The organism is Candidatus Thermoplasmatota archaeon (assembly GCA_018814355.1).
Lineage (GTDB): Archaea > Thermoplasmatota > Thermoplasmata > UBA10834 > UBA10834 > COMBO-56-21.
Genome location: JAHIZT010000080.1, coordinates 1 through 18,918, shown reverse-complemented (window position 1 = coordinate 18,918; position 18,918 = coordinate 1). Strand labels below are relative to the sequence as shown.

Annotated in this window: 15 protein-coding genes and 2 tRNA genes; 16 read left to right on the top strand and 1 reads right to left on the bottom strand. The window is 58.2% G+C overall.

From position 1 onward, the window contains the following. Positions 1 to 77: 77 nt before the first annotated feature. The 4 genes from KJ653_05830 (at position 78) to KJ653_05815 (ending at position 1,635) form a co-directional block, all read left to right on the top strand. Positions 78 to 195 (top strand) — tRNA-Arg (locus KJ653_05830). Between the two features lie 196 nt (positions 196 to 391). Beyond that, positions 392 to 563 (top strand) — tRNA-Trp (locus tag KJ653_05825). 232 nt (positions 564 to 795) lie between these two features. Continuing rightward, positions 796 to 1,218: a GNAT family N-acetyltransferase gene (locus tag KJ653_05820; GenBank protein ID MBU0685348.1), complete on the top strand. Its 423-nt coding sequence runs from the start codon at positions 796 to 798 to the stop codon at positions 1,216 to 1,218. Positions 1,219 to 1,284: 66 nt separating this feature from the next. After that, positions 1,285 to 1,635, top strand: coding sequence for a hypothetical protein (locus KJ653_05815; protein ID MBU0685347.1), 351 nt, complete (start codon positions 1,285 to 1,287; stop codon positions 1,633 to 1,635). Positions 1,636 to 1,714: 79 nt separating this feature from the next. Here KJ653_05815 and KJ653_05810 read toward each other — a convergent pair whose 3' ends face one another. Further along, entirely contained in the window at positions 1,715 to 4,069 is a 2,355-nt protein-coding gene (locus tag KJ653_05810; protein ID MBU0685346.1) for an immune inhibitor A, read from the bottom strand. A gap of 513 nt (positions 4,070 to 4,582) precedes the next feature. On the opposite strand from KJ653_05810, the gene hypB reads away from it, so the two are divergent. From hypB to KJ653_05750, 12 genes are all read left to right on the top strand, one after another. Further along, a complete protein-coding gene (gene hypB / locus KJ653_05805; GenBank protein ID MBU0685345.1) occupies positions 4,583 to 5,233 on the top strand; it encodes a hydrogenase nickel incorporation protein HypB in 651 nt (216 codons plus the stop codon). 9 nt (positions 5,234 to 5,242) lie between these two features. Further along, positions 5,243 to 7,450 carry a carbamoyltransferase HypF gene (gene hypF / locus KJ653_05800; protein MBU0685344.1) on the top strand — a complete coding sequence of 736 codons (2,208 nt, stop codon included), beginning with the start codon at positions 5,243 to 5,245 and terminating at the stop codon, positions 7,448 to 7,450. A 34-nt stretch (positions 7,451 to 7,484) separates the two neighbouring features. Further along, positions 7,485 to 7,712, top strand: a complete 228-nt coding sequence (locus KJ653_05795; protein MBU0685343.1) for a HypC/HybG/HupF family hydrogenase formation chaperone — start codon at positions 7,485 to 7,487, stop codon at positions 7,710 to 7,712. A gap of 3 nt (positions 7,713 to 7,715) precedes the next feature. Beyond that, positions 7,716 to 8,090, top strand: a complete 375-nt coding sequence (gene hypA, locus KJ653_05790) for a hydrogenase maturation nickel metallochaperone HypA (protein ID MBU0685342.1) — start codon at positions 7,716 to 7,718, stop codon at positions 8,088 to 8,090. A gap of 16 nt (positions 8,091 to 8,106) precedes the next feature. Next, a complete protein-coding gene (hypD, locus tag KJ653_05785) occupies positions 8,107 to 9,186 on the top strand; it encodes a hydrogenase formation protein HypD (protein MBU0685341.1) in 1,080 nt (359 codons plus the stop codon). Between the two features lie 427 nt (positions 9,187 to 9,613). Then, positions 9,614 to 11,707, top strand: coding sequence for a CoB--CoM heterodisulfide reductase iron-sulfur subunit A family protein (locus KJ653_05780; GenBank protein ID MBU0685340.1), 2,094 nt, complete (start codon positions 9,614 to 9,616; stop codon positions 11,705 to 11,707). Further along, positions 11,704 to 12,294, top strand: a complete 591-nt coding sequence (locus KJ653_05775; GenBank protein ID MBU0685339.1) for a hypothetical protein — start codon at positions 11,704 to 11,706, stop codon at positions 12,292 to 12,294. The genes KJ653_05780 and KJ653_05775 overlap by 4 nt, the downstream gene beginning before the upstream one ends. Further along, positions 12,291 to 13,217, top strand: coding sequence for a CoB--CoM heterodisulfide reductase subunit B (locus KJ653_05770; GenBank protein MBU0685338.1), 927 nt, complete (start codon positions 12,291 to 12,293; stop codon positions 13,215 to 13,217). The genes KJ653_05775 and KJ653_05770 overlap by 4 nt, the downstream gene beginning before the upstream one ends. Before the next feature lie 2 nt (positions 13,218 to 13,219). Further along, positions 13,220 to 13,672 carry a hydrogenase iron-sulfur subunit gene (locus tag KJ653_05765; GenBank protein ID MBU0685337.1) on the top strand — a complete coding sequence of 151 codons (453 nt, stop codon included), beginning with the start codon at positions 13,220 to 13,222 and terminating at the stop codon, positions 13,670 to 13,672. Further along, the gene (locus KJ653_05760) at positions 13,665 to 16,700 is read left to right on the top strand and encodes a CoB--CoM heterodisulfide reductase iron-sulfur subunit A family protein (GenBank protein ID MBU0685336.1); all 3,036 of its coding nucleotides are present in this window, start codon (positions 13,665 to 13,667) and stop codon (positions 16,698 to 16,700) included. Before KJ653_05765 ends, KJ653_05760 begins: the two co-directional genes overlap by 8 nt. Beyond that, on the top strand, positions 16,697 to 18,295 hold the full coding sequence (locus KJ653_05755) for a hydrogenase iron-sulfur subunit (GenBank protein ID MBU0685335.1): 1,599 nt from the start codon (positions 16,697 to 16,699) through the stop codon (positions 18,293 to 18,295). The genes KJ653_05760 and KJ653_05755 overlap by 4 nt, the downstream gene beginning before the upstream one ends. A 21-nt stretch (positions 18,296 to 18,316) precedes the next feature. Further along, positions 18,317 to 18,694, top strand: a complete 378-nt coding sequence (locus KJ653_05750) for a hypothetical protein (GenBank protein MBU0685334.1) — start codon at positions 18,317 to 18,319, stop codon at positions 18,692 to 18,694. Positions 18,695 to 18,918 lie beyond the last annotated feature (224 nt).

Genomic DNA, 18,918 nt, shown 5'->3' with positions numbered 1-18,918 from the left:
AAAGAAGGAGTCTGCGCGCGTTGTTTGCTCCGGCCAAGGTTTAATAGAATAGTGCTTCATCTAGACCGCGGCCAGATGGGCCGGTGGCTTAGCCAGGATATAGCACTGGCCTTCTAAGCTCTGATTGAGCAGAAGAAAGCCAGTGGTCTCGGGTTCGAATGGCGTTCAAAACGCCCGAAACTCCCGACCGGCCCGCTAGCCGCGCCAAAAGGAATATAAAAAGGAACGGTGTACGGCCAGAAGGCACAAGGGAGTCTAACGCATGAAACGGAGCTCAAGAGCCTGGAAGAAACGCGGGAAGCAGCGCTGGAAATGGCGCAAGAAGAAGATGCGAAGGCGGAAGAGAGCCCAGAAGATGCGTAAGAAGTAGATTCCCTAGTGCAAACCACCTGGGGGTATGGGGTAGTCTGGTATCCTTACGGGCTCCAGTTATGGGAATGATTTCCGTTGGGTTTGCTGACCAGTGATGAATAACTGGAGCGATGACCCATGTTCGAAACGGGCGGAGTCGCTCTCCGCCTGGTGGAAACCCGTCGATGGGGGTTCAAATCCCCCTGCCCCCACTCTCCATCCATTGGTCAGCGGTGCCAGGCACGTTCATCCATAGCGTATGTTCTTGACTCCGCAGTCATCGAAATGGCTGATCTGGTCGCTATAATCCCCGGTCGGTGATAGAAGCGAGGCAAAAGGGCGGCAATCTCTCGATTACTATTAATCGGCGGTTCGAATATCTGCAGACGCTTGACAGTCGACATCCGCAGTGCCTCCAAAGATGATTTGGAAAGTCTCATCGAGATGTTCCGAAACCAGGACCTGAAGACCTCGGAGGAGGAATCCCGTTGGTTCATCAACTGCTACTTCGACTATCATCACATAGTCGTTGCCGAAATCGACGGCAGAATCCAAGGAGCATGCGCCTGGAGGATCGAGGGTGAACGGTACAGCGGTTTGGGGTGGATAGAGAACGTATGGGTGGAAGAGAAGTCCCGGAGGATGGGCCTCGCTGAGAAGCTCCTCAGAAGATCGATTGACGACGTGCGGACCTACTTCGATGACCATGGGATCAAGGTGAGGAAAATCGTCCTGACGACCCAGGCGGAAAGGGCTAGTGCGAGGAAGCTTTACGAGAAGATCGGATTCAGGGTTGCAGCGAGACTAGATGAATTGTACGACCCTGGAGGACAGGACCTAGTCTATGTTCTTGATGTAAGGTCCTGAAACTGATTCTCGCGAAGCAACAGTAACTTAGCCGCCTGCGACCTATTCTCTCCCTGAGCGAAGACCATGAGATGTCCTAGCTGTGGCCGCAGAGTCAGGTTCAACAACAGGAGCAACACTTGCGACAGATGCGGCGCATGGCTCCGGTCCCGCCCGCCGAGCGAGCACGAGCTTGACCACATGCGGAGAGGACCGGGAAAGGACGACTTCCTCAACGACTTCCCCTGGATAGGTGGGACCCCTGGAAGGCGCGCCATGGCCTTCACCTTCGTGTGGATAACCATACTTGTCATCCTAGCTTTCAGCATTCTTCTGTCCTTCATCACGATGCATTTCGTGCTTGCCGTGGTCCTCATCTTCGTGACCGCCTTCGTAGGCGCCCTCCCGCAGATATTCCTCATCGGGTCGAGGATCTAGGATCGGTCTCGAGGACATAGTCGGGTCATGAGAAAAGAAAAGATGATTGGGAAAGGGTTTGTCCAGCACTCGCTCTCGCTTATGGAGCAGCGTTGATGGATATGGTAGCTCCAGTCAGTCCCGCCTTCTCGCTGAGGACGGTCGCCTTCACACCATATGTCGGCAGCTTCATGCCGATGAACTCGAAGGTTCCCTTGTAGAACTGCGAGTAGTAGAAGGTGTTCTTGTCGTCGAAGGTTGGCTGAGCGGGCAGTGACGGGAACGTGGTCGGAACGCCGATCAGCGTGATCGTGTTCCCGATCGTTAGCCTGAGCCCGAACGCCGCGTCCATCAGCTGAATGCGCTCCCGCACGAAGTGCCTGTCCGCTCTGTACAATGGTTCCGGGTGGGCATCGACCGCACCGATCGCGACATGGCCGGGGTGCAGTCCGACATCGTTGTCACCCATTGACATGTCACGGTACCATATCATCAGACCAGGCGTGTGGGACCAGAACTTGACGTACAGGCCGACGAACTGGTAGCTGTTGTACAGCGCAGAGTCGTACCCGACGAAGTTCCTCCACTCCATGATGTAGTAGTGTCGGAACGAGCCGCCGGCTCCCGCGCTCGCAACGGACCAGCCAGAGCCCATGTCGTCCGTCGCGGTAATGACCCACTTGGACGCAGAGCTCGCGTCAACCATGTCCTGGAACGCGATCGTTCCGTCAGAGCCCGCCACGGTCACATCGTCCACCGTCCAGCCGAGTCCGTAGACCCCGCCGTCCTGGCTCAACGTGTACCTCAGGAGCAGGTTCGTCGCCCCCGCATAGGCAGACATGTCCATCTCTTCAAGGACAACCTTTTTCGTGGTGCCCGTTATGCCGTTGCCCGGGTTGCTCCCAATCGGGTTTGCGGTAGTGGTGTACTTGCCTGGCAATGAGGTCCAGGTCATGCCACCGTCCGTTGACACCTCGACGCTGCCCCAGTCGTAGTAGGCCTCGATGTCCCACCATTCGTAGAACGTGAGCTTGGCGCCCACGGGCACGGTAGGGATCGTCGCGGTCATCATATAGGACGACCAAGTGCCTCCCATGACATCGGTGACATCGGGCTTGAAGCCGGAGTACAGCTGATAGCTGCCAGTATGCGGACTAGGCAATGGCAGAGTGACCGATTTCTTGGGCAGCTCCACCTTGACAGCTCTTGTCCCGATCTTCCCCTCAACCTGGGAGAGGCTCACTGTCCCAGAGACCGGTGCTCCGCTCGAGTAGTCGAAGTAGGCAGTCGCGCCGTTCTCCCAGCCGAGTACATACTTGCTCCAGACATTCATGTGTGCCGGCAGGACGCCGAGCGCCATCCTTCCATCTGGGGTCGGGCCCGGGTTCCACATTCCTGAGGACATAAGCGTCCAGAACCCAGTCGAGCTCTCCCCGATGTAGGTGGTGTCGTACTCGTCCGGCAGGCCGAGCTGGTGTGCGTACTCGTGTGCGAATAGTCCGAGCGTGCCGTCCTCAGCCTCACAGGTGTATGACCCTACCTTGAGGCCCGGGACGATCTCGTACCCTGCGGGCCAGTTGGCGAACCAGCTGTGGCCCCAGATGTACCACGACGGGCCGGGCTCCTGCTCCTGTCCGGCGCGGATGACCATGAGGCTGTCGATCCAACCGTCATTGTTAGTGTCGAAGTCGTACCACGGGATGGACATACCGTACTGGTCGTAGGCGGCCTTCGCAGCGTCGATGGCCATGCGCCATACTGGACCGTTCAGGTCGTCGGACCCGGCACCGCCCGTGCGGCTGTCGGCTCCGTAGTACCACTGCGAGTGGTCCTTGATCTGGACCCAGTCGGTCACGAACCCGTCAACAGTGTACTGTCCGCCCGACTGCTCCTTCATGTAGTTGGCGAGAGACCCCGTCTTCTTGCCGAAGAGGAGTTCTCTGTAGTGACTGGGTGTGAAGTCAGACCTCCAGTAGTCGACATTGTTATCCGCAGTCGGCTGCGGGATCGTGTTGTGCAACGGTCCAGTGTAGGTCACGCCCTTGTCTGTGTCCGAACCTGCGAATTCGACCAAGACCACTAGGATCTTGCCGACTCCCGTCAAGGCTGGCGGTTCGGCCGGGGTGCCACCTGCAGCCTCCCTCTCGGCCACCTTCTTGGCGTTCAAGGGGTTCACATAGCTGCTCTTGACCTTGTCGCTCATTCCCGCGATGCTGTTCACCAGCCAGTCCCTGACCGCGGCCGATGACGCGCCACTTGGAATCTCACCGTTCTGGATAGCTCCATTCACATACTTTTGCCACTGCAACGGCACATCGGACAGCATCTCCGCCCTTGACCGGTGCATGACTTGGGCCGTGACCGCGAACGCCGTCGCGACCATCACGCCCACGACAAATACTGTAAGCAGGGCGTTCCGACCCCGCACGCTCCGCTCACTTCTCGTATCGTTCATAACCTGTTTCTCCCCCTCTATGAGCCGTAACTTCGACGGCTCCCCGATTCGATACTGACTCGAACCGAATACCCCCAAATCTCAGTACTGCTATATTACCTGTTTCTCTGACGTTATAGAACTAGCTTGAGGGGAGGTGCGGATGAACGAGCTGCTAGGCGCTGAGAATGTACTGCGGCAAATGTCGATGAAAAGGAATGGTTGAATCCCTTCGGCGAAGTCATCTAGGGCGATGAGCTTGGAGCCGCCGAAGGGATTACGTGGAGGACATCATGGGTTTTGCTGGATCTTCTTTTCCTTCTGCTCGGTCTCGCCCTTGACGGCCTTCAGCCCCTTGACGACGCCACCGAACTCGGAGAAGCCGAGGTCGTTCGGTCTCGCGCGCCTGTTGAGGATCGATGTCACCGCGCCCTGGTTGCTGACGCGTAAGACTGTGAAGGACTACTACGGCAAGAGCGCATGACCTGGGTTCGAGGCGAAAAGGTTATTCCGGTAGGCCCGTTTCCCGCAAGCATGCACAAAGTCGTGACCGTGGACCTCGAGAAGGACATCCTGTCCGAGAACAGGCGGATAGCGGACGAGAACAGGGCGCACCTCGAGTCGCACGGTATCGTGGCCTTTGACTTCCTGGGGGCGATAGGTTCCGGGAAGACTCTGATCATCGAGAAACTGATGGACATCCTGAAGGCCAAGGGCAAGAGACCCGCGGCCATCGCTGGAGACGTCTCCGGGGACGACGACTACAACAGGTTCGTCTCGCACGGCGTACCAGCAGCCAACATCAACACCGGGAAGGAGTGCCATCTGGACGCCCACCTCGTCGACCACGCTCTCGAGGATATGCCTCTCGACAAGATCGATTTCCTGTTCATTGAGAACGTTGGGAACCTCGTCTGCCCAGTTGATTTCCCACTCGGATCACACAAGCGAGTTGTGGTGATAAGCGTCACCGAAGGTGACGATATGGTCCGAAAACACCCTGCCATATTCGCGTTCTCAGATGTCATCGTAATAAACAAGGTCGACCTCGCCCAGGCGATGGAAGTCGACCCGAAGATCCTTGAGAGGGATGCCCGAAGGACCAACCCGGGCGCAACGATAATCATGATGGACGCGCGCCATGGGAAAGGCATGGACGAACTGGTCAGGGCGCTCGGGTTCTAGAGGACGACCATGAAGATCACTGTCTACGGAGTCGTACAAGGTGTCGGGTTCAGGCCCACGGTCTACAGGGTCGCGAAGGCCATGAACCTGAGAGGATATGTCCTCAACAATGGCTCCAACGTTGAAATACATATAGACAGGGACGCGGAGAAGTTCCTCAAGGAGCTAAGGAATGCGTTACCCGCGCTCGCCAGGATCGACCGCGCGGAGTTCGAGGAGGTCGACGAGAAGCTGGAGGAGTTCTCGATAGTCAAGAGCCACGACGGTGCGCGCGTGTCCCTTATCCCGACTGACACAGCGATATGCATGAACTGCGTGGTCGATTTCAGGAGATCGGGCGACAGAAGATACCTGTTCCCGTTCACGAACTGCACGGAGTGCGGCGCTAGATTCACGGTCATCGCCGACCTGCCGTTCGACCGTCCTAGGACCAGCATGTCGGACTTCCCGATGTGCCCGGACTGCACCAAGGAATATGCGTCGCCGGACGAACGCAGGTTCCATGCACAGACAATCTCGTGCCCCGAATGCGGGCCGACATACACACTATATGATAGTAATAGGAAAGAGGTGGGGAGGGACCCGTTCCGGGAGTTCGCGAAGAGGATCAATGAGGGGGCAGTCGGTCTTCTCAAAGGCTGGGGCGGGATGCACATAATATGCACCTTCGACAACGCCGCCAGATTGAGGAAGATCTACAGGAGAGGGGACAAACCGTACGCGGTAATGATGCGTGACCTCGAGACCGCGAAGAAGTACGTTCTCGTGACCGAGGCCGAGGAGAACCTGCTGACCTCCCCGCAGAGGCCCATAGTCCTGCTACACAAGAGGGAGAGTGCGAAGAACAAGCTCGAGAGAATCTCGCCTGGGCTAGGGAACTTGGGAGTGATGCTGCCGTACTCAGGCGCCCATCTTCTGATGTTCCATCACCTCGAAGCTGATGGCGTCATCATGACTTCTGCCAACCCACCAGGCGAGCCGATGGCAGTGGAGAACGAGAAGGCCTTCGAGCTCGGCCTCGACTGCTATCTCATGCACAACAGAAGGATCATCCATCGCTGCGACGACTCCGTCGTGAAGATCAATTCTGAGAGGACCAACTTCACGAGGAAGTCGCGGGGATTCGTTCCCGTTCCGGTAGAGGCGAACCACAAGCATCCAGTCATTGGCGTAGGAGCGCAGTGGGATGTCACAGGTTCCGTCTCGAGGAACGGCGAGATATTCCTCACGCAGTATGTCGGCGAGTCCCAGCAGTATCCCACTCTGCAGTACCTGGACGATGCGATCCACCATCTGAGCGATCTACTGGGGATGAAGTGGTTCGAGGCGATTGGGCTGGACAGACATCCCAGATACTCCACAAGGATCGTGGCGAAGAGACTGGCGAGGGAGTACGGCGCCCAACTGATAGAGACTCAGCACTATCACGCGCACGCGGCTGCGCTGAAGATCGACCGGAAGATCGAAGGTCCGTTGGTCTGCCTCACATGGGACGGCACGGGCTACGGGGATGATGGCTCTTCATGGGGAGGTGAGACCCTGTTGGCCGACTTCTCCGAGTACAAGCGTCTGGGAACGCTCGAAGGAATACCGCTCCTGGGTGGCGACAGAGCAGTGATCGACCCGAAGCGGGTCGTGACAGCTATCCAGCTCAAGCTCGGAATCGAGCCGACGATGGCGGAGGAGAAGGACATAGAGGTCTACTCAAGGATGCTCGACAAGAGCGTCACGGCTTCCAGCATGGGGCGTGTTCTTGACTCGGTTTCGTGCATACTCGGAATCTGCTGCAAACGGACATACGAGGGTGAGCCCGCTATCAAGCTGGAGAAGTGGCTGGAGACCGGAAAATCAAATGAAAAGTTCGACCTGGAATTCGGAAGGAGCGGGAACGTTGAAGTCGCGAGGACGCTTCCTATGTTCCGGCAGCTCCTAGAAATGAGAATAGAAACCGATCGCTCTCGGGCAGACGCTGCCGCCTCGTTTGTCAGGACTCTGGTGACTGGGGTTGCGGACAGGGCCTGCGGGCACGCGGAATCCAACGGCCTCAAGCAGGTGGGGGTCACAGGCGGGGTTTCCTACAGTGGGCCCATCACCGCCTGGGTCAAAGAGGCTATCGAAAGAAGGGGACTGGAGTTCATCGGCCATGAGCGGATCTCCAACGGCGATGGTGGCATTTCCACGGGCCAGAACGCGATAGCTGGCTCCCTTGTCGGGTAAGACTTAATAAAGGACCCCGTATACTCGATACCCGATGTGCCTAGCCGTTCCGGCAGAAGTGAAATCCATAGAAGGTCACACGGCCACCGTTGACTACGGAGGTGTCTCCAGGACCGCGAACATATCACTAGTGGAAGCAAAGATCGGCGATTTCGTCATAGTCCACGCCGGCTACGCGATTCAGGTCATGGACAGGCAAGAGGCGGAGAAGACCCTCGAGATCTTCAGGGAAATGTTGGACCATGAGTCGTCCGGAGCGTAGAGGATGCACGAGTTCTCGGTCATGACTCAGATAGTCGACAGCATCCTGTCCGAGGCGAAGAAGCGAAACGCGAAGAAGATCGAGCAAGTGGACCTGGAGATAGGTGAGTACACGATGCTCGGCGAAGAACAGATGAAGTTCGCGTTCGAGGTACTGTCCAAGGGCACGATCCTGGATGGCGCCAGACTGATGGTCGGCAACATCAGGGGGAAGATCGTGTGTTCCTGCGGCTACGAGGGTTCCATATCTCTGTCAGGTGACTCTACGCACAGGGTAGTCCCGATCCTGGAATGCCCGAAATGCAAGGGCGGCGCCAAGATCACGGAGGGCAGGGAGTGCCTGATAAGGAACATCAGGATGGTGGTGCCGGACGTATAAGCTGAGGGACAAGGAAATGTCCCGTAAGATCATCAAGAAGCTCGAGGACATGAACCTCAAGCTCACCCTGATGCACGTGTGCGGCACGCACCAGGATACACTCGTCAGATTCGGCCTCGACAGCGAGTTCAAACGCGTAGGGATCGACATACGCCAAGGACCCGGATGCCCAGTCTGCGTGACGCCGCCGGGAGAGATCGAGGAGATCCTGGCTTTGGCCAGAACGGGCCTGACAGTTGCGGTTTTCGGCGACGTGATGAAGGTCCCAGGAACGAGGGGCTGTCTTAACGATGCGAAAGCGGAGGGAGCCGATGTCAGAGTCGTCTTTGGCGTCGACGACGCCGTGGTCCTTGCAAGGAAAGTCCAGAAAGAGGTCGTCTTCATGGGCATCGGTTTCGAGACGACCGCTCCGACAACCGCCTCCGCACTTCTGTCGGATCCCCCGGTCAACTTCTCGGTCCTAAGCTGCCACAGGACCGTCCCTCCTGCCCTGGAGGCGATCGCTGAAATGGGCGAGATCAAGCTTGACGGCATGATCCAGCCCGGTCACGTGAGCACGATCATCGGGACCAGGCCGTATGAATTCCTTTCGAAGAAGTACGGGATCCCGCAAGTAGTCGCCGGCTTCGAACCCATCGACCTTCTGATGGGAGTCTACATGCTGGCAGTCCAGGCGAAAGAAGGCCGGGCGGAGGTCCAGAACGAGTACACGCGGGTTGTCCACACGGACGGCAATCCCACGGCAATCAAGGCGATGAAGGATGCGTTCGAGCCCGTAGACGTTCCCTGGAGAGGATTCCCGGTGATCAAGGAGAGCGGCCTCGCCATCAGAAAGAAGCTCGAGAGACACGATGCTGGAAGGAGATTCGAGGATCTGCTGGAACCGATACGGCAACGAGAGTACAGCGAGGCGAAGGGATGCAGGTGCGGCGAGATGCTCCGAGGTATTCTCACGAGCGAGGAATGTCCTCTATTTGCGAAGAAGTGCACTCCAAGCACGCCGATCGGTCCATGCATGGTCTCCAGGGAAGGAAACTGCCACATCTCATACAGATACGCCAAGAAATCTCAGCCAAATGGCCCGGCTCAGAAATGAGAGAATCGAGACCGGTAGCCGAATCTCCCTTTTACGTTTGGAAGAATACCGCCGATTCCGGAAGTTCTCGAAAATCGGGAGATCGAATGAGGTGAATCTCGATAACGTTGTTATGACCGCGTTTCGTTTCTGGGCCCCTGCGAAACGACGCTTTGCGAAGAACCGAATATGACGAACTTCGAGTCTCGTGCTGAAAATCTGTTTCCCAAAAGTCATGTTTCCTTCGCATTCGAACGATTATCGCTGTGAAGGCCTCGCATTTCGAAAAGTGGACTCGAAACCTATATTAATAGCCGTCTTATTATCCAAAAACGTCAGACCATCAATGGGACCGAGTGGATGCGCCAGATAGCCAAGATTGGCGACCTTTCGCGGGGTCACTCGAGCCGGTCGAGAACCGTCTAGCCTGAATCGAGGGAGGTGGGACATGACCGCACCCGCACCGCAGGACAAGGATGTTGGAACAAGCGCTCCTACGAAAGAATCCGGCAGCACCACCGGGCCAAGGATTGGTGTTTTCGTCTGCCATTGCGGCAGCAACATTGCTGGAGTCGTGGACTGCGGCAAGGTCCGGGAGGACGCGGAGAAGCTACCCGGCGTGGTCGTGGCGAGGGAGAACAAGTACACCTGCTCCGATCTCGGCCAGGAGGAGATCATCAAGGCCATCAGAGAGAACGGCGTCCAGCGCGTGGTCGTGGCATCATGTTCTCCCAGACTCCACGAACCGACCTTCAGGAAGTGCATCCAGCAGGCCGGCCTGAACCAGTGCCTTCTACAGATGGTCAACATCCGGGAACAATGCTCATGGGTCCATTCACACGAGAAGGAGAAGGCCACCGAGAAGGCCTCCGACCTTATCCGGATGGGCGTTTCAAAGGCCGCTAGGCTCCAGCCGCTCGAGGCCAGAGAGGTCCCCGTCGAGCCGGTTTCGCTCGTGATCGGAGGAGGCGTTGCGGGCATCCAGGCCGCCATCGACCTCGGGAACATGGGCTTCAGGGTCTACCTGGTCGAGACGCAGCCAAGCATCGGCGGCAAGATGGCCCAGCTGGACAAGACGTTCCCGACGGGCGACTGCGCGATCTGCATCCTCGCGCCCAAGATGGTCGAGCTGGCGAGGAACCCCAACATCACACTACTCTCATATTCCGATGTCGAGGAGGTCAAGGGCTACATCGGCAATTTCGAGGTCAAGGTCCGACGCAAGGCCAGGTTCGTCGTTGAGGACAAATGTGTCGGATGCGGCCTTTGCTCGGATGCCTGTCCCGTCAAAGTGGACAACGAGTTCGACCTCGGGTTTGGCCAGCGGAAGGCAGTCTATGTCCCGTTCCCGCAGGCCGTGCCTCTGAAGTACACCATCGACAAGGAACACTGCCTGCACTTCAAGTCGGGCAAGTGCCTGCTCTGCGTCAAGGCGTGCTCGAACAAGGCCATTGACCATGACATGAAGGACGATCTCCTGACGCTGAAAGTGGGAACTATCATCGTCGCCACTGGCTTCGACACCTATGTGCCCATGAAGAAGGGCGTCTACAAGTACTGGGAGTATGACAACGTCATCACAGGCCTCGAGCTCGAGAGGCTGTTGAACGCCTCTGGGCCGACCGCGGGTCACCTGATCAGGCCTTCAGACGGCAATGTGCCCAAGAGGATCGCGTTCATCCAATGCGTCGGCTCGAGGAACAAGAAGATCGGGAACAATTACTGCTCCAGAGTCTGCTGCATGTACGCGATCAAGAACGCGCAAATAGTAATGGAGCACGAGCCTGAGACGCACATCGCTGTATATTACAATGATATCAGGGCGTTCGGCAAGGGTTTCGAGGAGCTCTACCACAGGATTAGAGAAGACTACGACGTCGAGTTCATCAGGGGGAGGCCTGCCAAGCTCACCCAGGACCCGGAGACCAAGAACATCAAGATCCGCGCCGAGGAAACCCTTCTCAACAAGATCACGGAGAGGGTGTTCGACCTCGTCGTGCTGTCGACCGGGCTCATACCTTCCGAGGGGAGCAAGAGAATCGGGAAGATCCTGAGCCTCACACAGAGTCCGGACGGGTTCTTTATGGAGGCCCACCCGAAGCTGAGACCCGTTGACACGGCCATGGACGGGATCTATCTGGCCGGGTGCGCCCAGAGCCCGAAGGACATACCGGATAGCGTGGCCCAGGCGAAGGCTGCGGCCTCCTCCGCTGCCGCGCCCATGTTCGCAAAGAAGGTCAGCATAGAACCCTTGACCGCAATCGTGAACGAGGACCTGTGCCAGGGCTGCGGCCTGTGCCTGGAGTTGTGCCCGTACAGTGCCCCCGAGCTGGTCCCGGGAGTCAAGGGCGGCATGAAGGCGCACGTGATCGAGGCGCTCTGCCATGGCTGCGGCACCTGCGCTGCATCGTGCCCCCAGAAGGCCATCGCGCCGATGCAGTTCACTGATGATCAGATCTACTCAGAGATCCAGGCGGCGTTGACGGAGACAACCAGGAAGCACGCTGTCAAGAAGAAGGCAGAGGCGGAGGTGACACCATGAAGGACCCGGAGAAGGAGGTCGAGAAGGTCTTCATAGGAGGTCTCCACGAGGAGCTGGTGGAGGACAAGATCATCGACGAGAGCCAGCTCGAGCCCGACTTCCCGGCCCTGATACAGAAATACGGCGGCAAGGACGTGATGACATGCCTCCAATGCGGCAACTGTACCGGCGTCTGCCCGATCAGCCTCAAGATCGACTACAAGACAAGGAACATCATCAAGTGCTGCCAGTTCGGGCTCAAGAAGTACACGCTCGGCACAAGATGGGTCTGCGCGACCTGCTACAGGTGCTACGAGCACTGTCCGGCGGACCTGAACCCGGCCGATATAATGATCGCCCTGAGGCACATCGCAGTCAGAGAGGGCATAATCCCACCGTTCGTCAAGACTGCCGTGACGAACCTGGTGAAGTACGGCCAGAGCGTCAAGCCAGACCCCGAGATCGACAAAATCAGAAAAGAGCTCGGGCTCAATCCGATCCACTCACACGACCCTGAGTACCAAGCGATCATCAAGGAGATACAGGTGCTCGTGCACGCGTCGAAGTACGACAAGCTCATTGGCATCCAAGATGAGGTGAGGGTTTGACCAACTCCAACGGATTCGTCTACTTCTTCGGATGCGTCATACCTAACAGGTACCCGGGCATCGAGTGCGCAGTCAGATGGGTGACCGGGAAGGAGGGCTTCAACCTGGATGTCAAGGACCAGAAGGATTTCTCATGTTGCCCCGTGCCAGGCATCTTCTACTCGACTGACAAGGACACATGGCTACTCCTGGCCGCTAGGAACCTGGTGCTCGCCCAGAACGAGCGGAGGCAGATACTCACGATCTGCAACGGCTGTCTCGCATCCCTGCTCAAGGCGACGGAATACCTCAAGGAGCCCAAGAACCTGGGCAAGGTCAACAGGGTCCTCTCGCAGATCGGGAAGAAGTACACAGGCATACCGCAGAAATCGGAGACCAAGAGGAAGATCTTCGAGCCGGTCAAGGTCCGGCACTACGTCGAGGTTATGGCCAAGGATGTCGGATTGGACGAGATCTCGAAGAAGGCGAATCACCAGCTCAAGAACATCAGGGCGGCTGTCCACTATGGCTGCCATTACCTTAGGCCGACGGAGCATGCGGCCTTCGACGACCCGAACGACCCCGTGATGATTGACAAGATTGTGGAGGCGTGCGGCGCAACAAGCGTCGATTACGAAGACAGGCTGGATTGCTGCGGCGCCGGCGGGGGAGTGAGATCCCACGTCGTCGAGCTTGCCAACTCGCTGACGGAGGACAAGTGCAGGAACATAGCGGCCGCAGGAGCCGATTGCATCGTCACGGGCTGCCCGTTCTGCCTGCTGCAGTTCGACAACGCCCAGAAATCGTTCTCGAAGGATGGCATCCCAGTCATGCACGTGTCCCAGTTCCAAGCGCTTGCGATGGGCATTGACCCGATCTCGCTGGGCTTCGACACTCACCACGTATCCGCTCACTCGTTCCTCAGGAAAGTCAGGGGGGCCTAATCATGGAGTCGGGGGCGCAGAGAGAAGAGCACGAATCGGCGTACGAGCCGAAGATCGTTGCGTTCTGCTGCAACTGGTGCTCGTACGCGGGAGCAGACCTTGCGGGCACTACGAGGCTGCAGTATCCGCCCAACGTCAGAATCATCAGGGTCATGTGTTCCGGCAGGGTGGACCCGTCCTTCGTCCTGAAGGCCTACGCCCTTGGCGCTGACGGGGTCATAGTCGCCGGCTGCCACCCAGCGGACTGCCACTATATCAACGGAAACGACAAGGCAGCCATGCGTGGGAACTTCCTGAACAATTTTCTGGATGAGGCGGGCATAGAACCCCAGAGGTTCAAGCTGGAGTGGATCGCAGGCTCGGAGGGCGGGAAGTTCGCTGAGACTATCAAGAAGATGGTCGCGGAGCTGGAAAAGCTCGGTCCCATCTCCAAGGAGGCGGTGCAGGATGAGTGATGACAGGACCGTTGGAGCCGCGCTCGTCATCGGCGGAGGGCCTGCGGGCATGCAGGCCGCGCTGGACCTGGCCGACTCCGGATACAAGGTCTACATACTCGAATCGGAGCCAAGCATAGGCGGCACCATGGCCCAACTGGACAAGACCTTCCCGACCAACGACTGCGCCATGTGCATCGTCTCTCCGAAGCTCGTCGCGACTGGCAGGCACGAGAACATCACGATGCTGACGCACGCCGAGCTCAAGAAGGTCGAGGGAAAGGCGGGCGACTTCAAGGTCACGATTACTAAGCATTCCAGATACGTACTCGAGGACAAGTGCACAGGTTGCGGTGTCTGCGCCGAGCACTGTCCGATCGAGGGCGTCAACGCATTCGACAGGGACATGGCGCCTGCGAGGGCCATCTACGTGCCCTTCCCCCAGGCTGTGCCCCTCGTGTACACCATCTCTCGCGGGCTGTGCATCGGTTGCGGCGAGTGCGAGAAGTTCTGCGAAGCGAAGGCCATCCAGTACTCGATGGAGCCGGACAAGGAGGAGGTGATCGAGGTGGGGTCGATCATCCTCAGCCCGGGGTTCAGCGTGTTCGACGCCACGAAGAAGGTCGAGTACGGGCTCGGCGTGTTCCCGAACGTTCTCACGAACATCGAGTTCGAGAGGATGCTCAGCGCCTCTGGTCCAACTGAGGGCCACATAATCAGGCCCTCGGACGGCGATGTGCCCAGGAGGATCGCGTTCATACAGTGCGTCGGCTCGAGGGACGCGCAGACCGGCAACACCTACTGCTCATCCTACTGCTGCATGGCGGCGATCAAGCAGGCGGTCATAGGCCAAGAGCATGTGCCCGGGCTGAAGACCGCGATATTCTTCATGGACACCAGGGCCTTCGGAAAAGAGTTCGAGGAGTACCTGATGAGGGCCGAGAACGAGTACGGCGTCAGGATCGCCAGGAACAACCGGGTCCCGAAGGTGACGGAGGACCCGAAGACGAACAACCTCATAGTCACATATCACGCGGGGGCCGAGCTGGAGGACGAGGAGTTCGATCTCGTGGTCCTCGCGGCAGGCGCGGGGCCGCCCGCGTCCGCTGCGGACATGGCAAAGACGATCGGCATCCAGCTCAACAAGTTCGGATTCTGCGAGACAGACGATCTAGCTCCCGTGGAGACTTCGGTGCCAGGGATTTTCGTTTGCGGGGCATTCTCTGGCCCGAAGGACATCCCGGACTCGATCGCGCAGGCCAGCGGCGCCGCCGGAAAGGTCGCGGCGATGCTGTCCAAGGAGCGGGGAACGCTCGTCAAGAAGAAGGAGTATCCAGCGGAGAAGGACGTGTCGAAGAAGGAACCACGGATCGGCGTGTTCGTGTGCCACTGCGGGATCAACATCGGCTCCGTGGTGAACGTGCCGGAGGTCCTAGAGTACGCATCAAAGCTGCCGAACGTGGTCTACACCGAGAGGAACCTGTACACGTGCTCGGGCGACACGCAGAAGAAGATCAAGGAGATGATCGAGAAGCACGACCTGAACAGGGTCGTGGTCGCGAGCTGCACCCCGAGAACGCACGAGCCGCTGTTCCAGAACACCTGCAGGGAGGCCGGCCTGAACAAGTACCTGTTCGAGATGGCCAACATCAGGGACCAATGCTCGTGGGTGCACAGGCTGGAGCCGGAGAAGGCCACGCAGAAGGCCAAGGACCTGGTCCGCATGTCGGTGGCGAAAGCGGCGATGCTGGAGCCGCTCCCGCAGCCGAAGATACCCGTGACCCCGTCCGCGCTGGTCATAGGCGGAGGGCTCAGCGGCATGGCGGCGGCACTGGAGATCGCCAATGCGGGATACGAGGTCCACCTGGTCGATAAGGACAAGGAGCTGGGGGGCCATCTGAGGAGCATCTACCAAACGCTGTCCGGGATCGATCCGCAGGACCTGCTCAAGCGCCTGAAGAAGGAGATCCAGGAGAACGAGAACGTCAAAATCCATCTCAACGACAACGTAGCCGAGCTCAAGGGATACATCGGCAACTTCGAATCCACACTCAAGAGCGGCGAGAAGATCAAGCACGGCGCGATAGTCGTCGCCAGCGGGGCCATTGAGTACGAGCCGACGGAGTACCTCCACGGCAAACACAAGAGGGTCATCAAGCAGACCGAGCTGGGGACGATGCTTGCCCACGGGAAGCTGAAGGCGAAGAGCGTCGTCATCATCCAGTGCATCGGTTCGAGGAACGAGGAGCACCCGAACTGTTCCCGTCTATGCTGCTCAACGGCCATGGCGAACGCGATCAAGATCAAGCAGGATCACCCGGACACCAGCGTGTACATCCTCTACAGGGACATCAGGACCTACGGGTTCAGGGAGGAGCACTACAACGAGGCCGCACGGCTGGGCGTCACATTCCTGAGGTACGATCCCGAGTCGCCCCCGAAGGTCACCGCGAAGGGCGACCAGCTGGAGGTCGAGGTGACGGAGCAGTTCATAGAGCAGGGCGTCAAGATAGTCGCCGACTACCTGGTCCTGAACGCGGCGACGCACCCGAACCCGGACAACAAGGACCTGGCGAAGCTGCTCAAGGTGCCCCTGAACAAGGAAGGGTACTTCCTGGAGGCACACATGAAGCTCAGGCCCGTTGACTTCGCGACGGACGGGATATTCCTGTGCGGGCTCGCGCACTCTCCCAGGCTGATAGGCGAGAGCATATCGCAGGCGCTGGCAGCAGCGGCGAGGGTCAACACCGTCCTGTCCAAGGAGTTCATCGAGGCCGATGGCGTCGTGAGCGTCGTCGATGAGGACAAGTGCATCACGTGCGGCCGGTGCGAGGAGATCTGCGAGTACGGCGCGCCCAGCATCGTCGAGGTCTCCCCGGGAATCTTCAAGTCAAGGATCAACGAAGCGCTTTGCAAAGGGTGTGGCTCGTGCGCGGTCGAATGCTGTGCGAGAGCAATCAGCCCGAAGCATTTCAAGACCGAGCAGATACTGACCATGATCGAGGCGTGCCTCAAGAAGGACCTTGAGAAGGAGGAGGCGGGGACATGACGGACGCGAAGTTCGAACCGAGCATCGTCGCCTTCTGCTGCAACTGGTGCTCGTACGCTGGCGCGGACCTGGCGGGGGTGTCTAGGATGCAGTATCCGCCGAACGCCAGGATCATCAGGGTCATGTGCTCGGGAAGGGTCGAACCGTACTTCATATTCAAGGCCCTGGAGCTCGGGGCCGACGGCGTCCTCGTGGCCGGCTGCCACATAGGCGACTGCCACTACATCTCCGGGAACGAGGAGGCCGAGAAGAGGATGGCGATGACGGCCGAGGTCCTCGACAAACTAGGGCTCGGCAGGGACCGGATGAGGCTCGAGTGGATATCCGCCTCCGAGGGGCAGAAGTTCGCCAGCACCATGAAGGAGTTCACGGAGCAGATCAGGAAGCTCGGTCCGAACCCGCTCCCCAAGGCGTCCCCCAAGAAGAAGGGCAACCCAGGGAATCTGAAGGAGAAGATGAACCAGATCATCGAGGACACTGGCGCGTTCGACTGCGTGGAGTGCGGGAAGTGCACCACCGTGTGCCCGGTTGCAAAGTACAACCCCGACTTCGCTCCCAGGACCGTCGTCCTCAAGGCGAGCGAGGGGCTCGTGGAGAACGTCCAGACCAACAAGGACGTCTGGACCTGCGTCACATGCGAGCAGTGCAACTCGATGTGTCCGTACAAGGTCGACTACTCCGGCTTCATAAGAGGCATGAGGAACGAAGCGGTCGAGTTCAACAACGTGCCGGTGTGCTCCCAGGGCGGACTGATGCAGTCCGTCATGAGGATCCAGGCCGTCAGCAACCTGAAGCAGAACAGGCTGGACTGGATGATACCCGAACTCAAGATTGCCGAGAAGGGAGATATCTTCTACTTCACTGGCTGCGTGTCATATTACGATTCGATATTCAAAGAGCGGAAGAACCTCAACTTGTCAGCGATACCGCGAGCGGCGGTGAAGATCATGAACAGGGGCGGAATCGTCCCGGTCGTCAGCAACAACGAGGTATGCTGCGGGCATGACCTGAACTGGACGGGGGACGAGGCGAATCTCCAGAAGCTGATGAAGAAGAACGTAGAGCTGATCAAGGCGTCCGGGGCCAAGAAGGTCGTGTTCTCGTGCCCCGAGTGCATGCGGACCTTCAACATGGACTACCAGGACCTGATGGGCGACTTCGACTTCGAGATCGTTCACATATCCGAGTTAGTCTACGACCTCATCCAGGAGGGGAAACTCAAGTTCAAGAAGGGCGCCAAGAAGGTCACTTTCCAGGATTCGTGCAGGCTGGGAAGGCACCTCGGCATATACGACCCGCCGAGGAACGCCCTCAAGGGCGCGGATGCTCAAGTAGTCGAGATGGAGAACACGAGGGACAAGGCCCTATGTTGCGGCGTGAGTGCATGGGCGACCTGCGACGAGACATCCAGGAAGTTGCAGATCGACAAGCTTAGGGAGGCCAAGAAGACAGGCGCCGAATGCCTCGTGACGGGCTGTTACAAGTGCCTCATACACCTGAACTGCACCCTGGAGTTCAAGACCCAGGTGCCCAAGGAACAGATCGACATTCCAGTCAAGGACCTGAGCGTGGTCATCGCAGACGCGCTCGAATGAAGAAAGGGAAGGATGAGAGAAATGAAAGCACAAGAACATAAAGCGCCAAAAGGTGAGGAAAGATACCTCCTGGTCGAATTATCATGCAGGGACCGGAAGTGCTCTCCGTGCACGTACCCGAGCTGCCAGCGGTTCGTCAGGACTGTACCCAAGAAGATGCCGTTCGAGACCCGCATGACGAAGATGTTCGAGATCAAGAAGCCTATTGCAAAGCCCCATGACACAAGGGAGAGGCTCGTGCTGATCGAACTGTCTTGCAAGGACGAGAAATGCTCCCCCTGCACGTACCCGAACTGCCAGAGGTTCGCGAGGGAGGCGCTGAAGAAAAAGGCGCCGTTCAAGGTCAAGGTCACCGAGATCGAGAAGGGCAAGGAGGTCCAGAGTCTCCTTGGCAAGTGATCAGGGATGTCCAATATCGTCTCGGGACGAACGAAAACACAACAAAAAGAGAAGCGGTTGTGCGTCCGACCGTCAACCGGTCAACGAAACAGATAAAACCGTGGATGGATTACGGCAACCGCAGTAACGAATGAAAGCATCACCCGAAGGACTACAACGTGAAGTTCGACAATGAGTGCAAAGGAGGTCTTTGAATGGAAAAGGCAGTCATGGTAATAGATCGG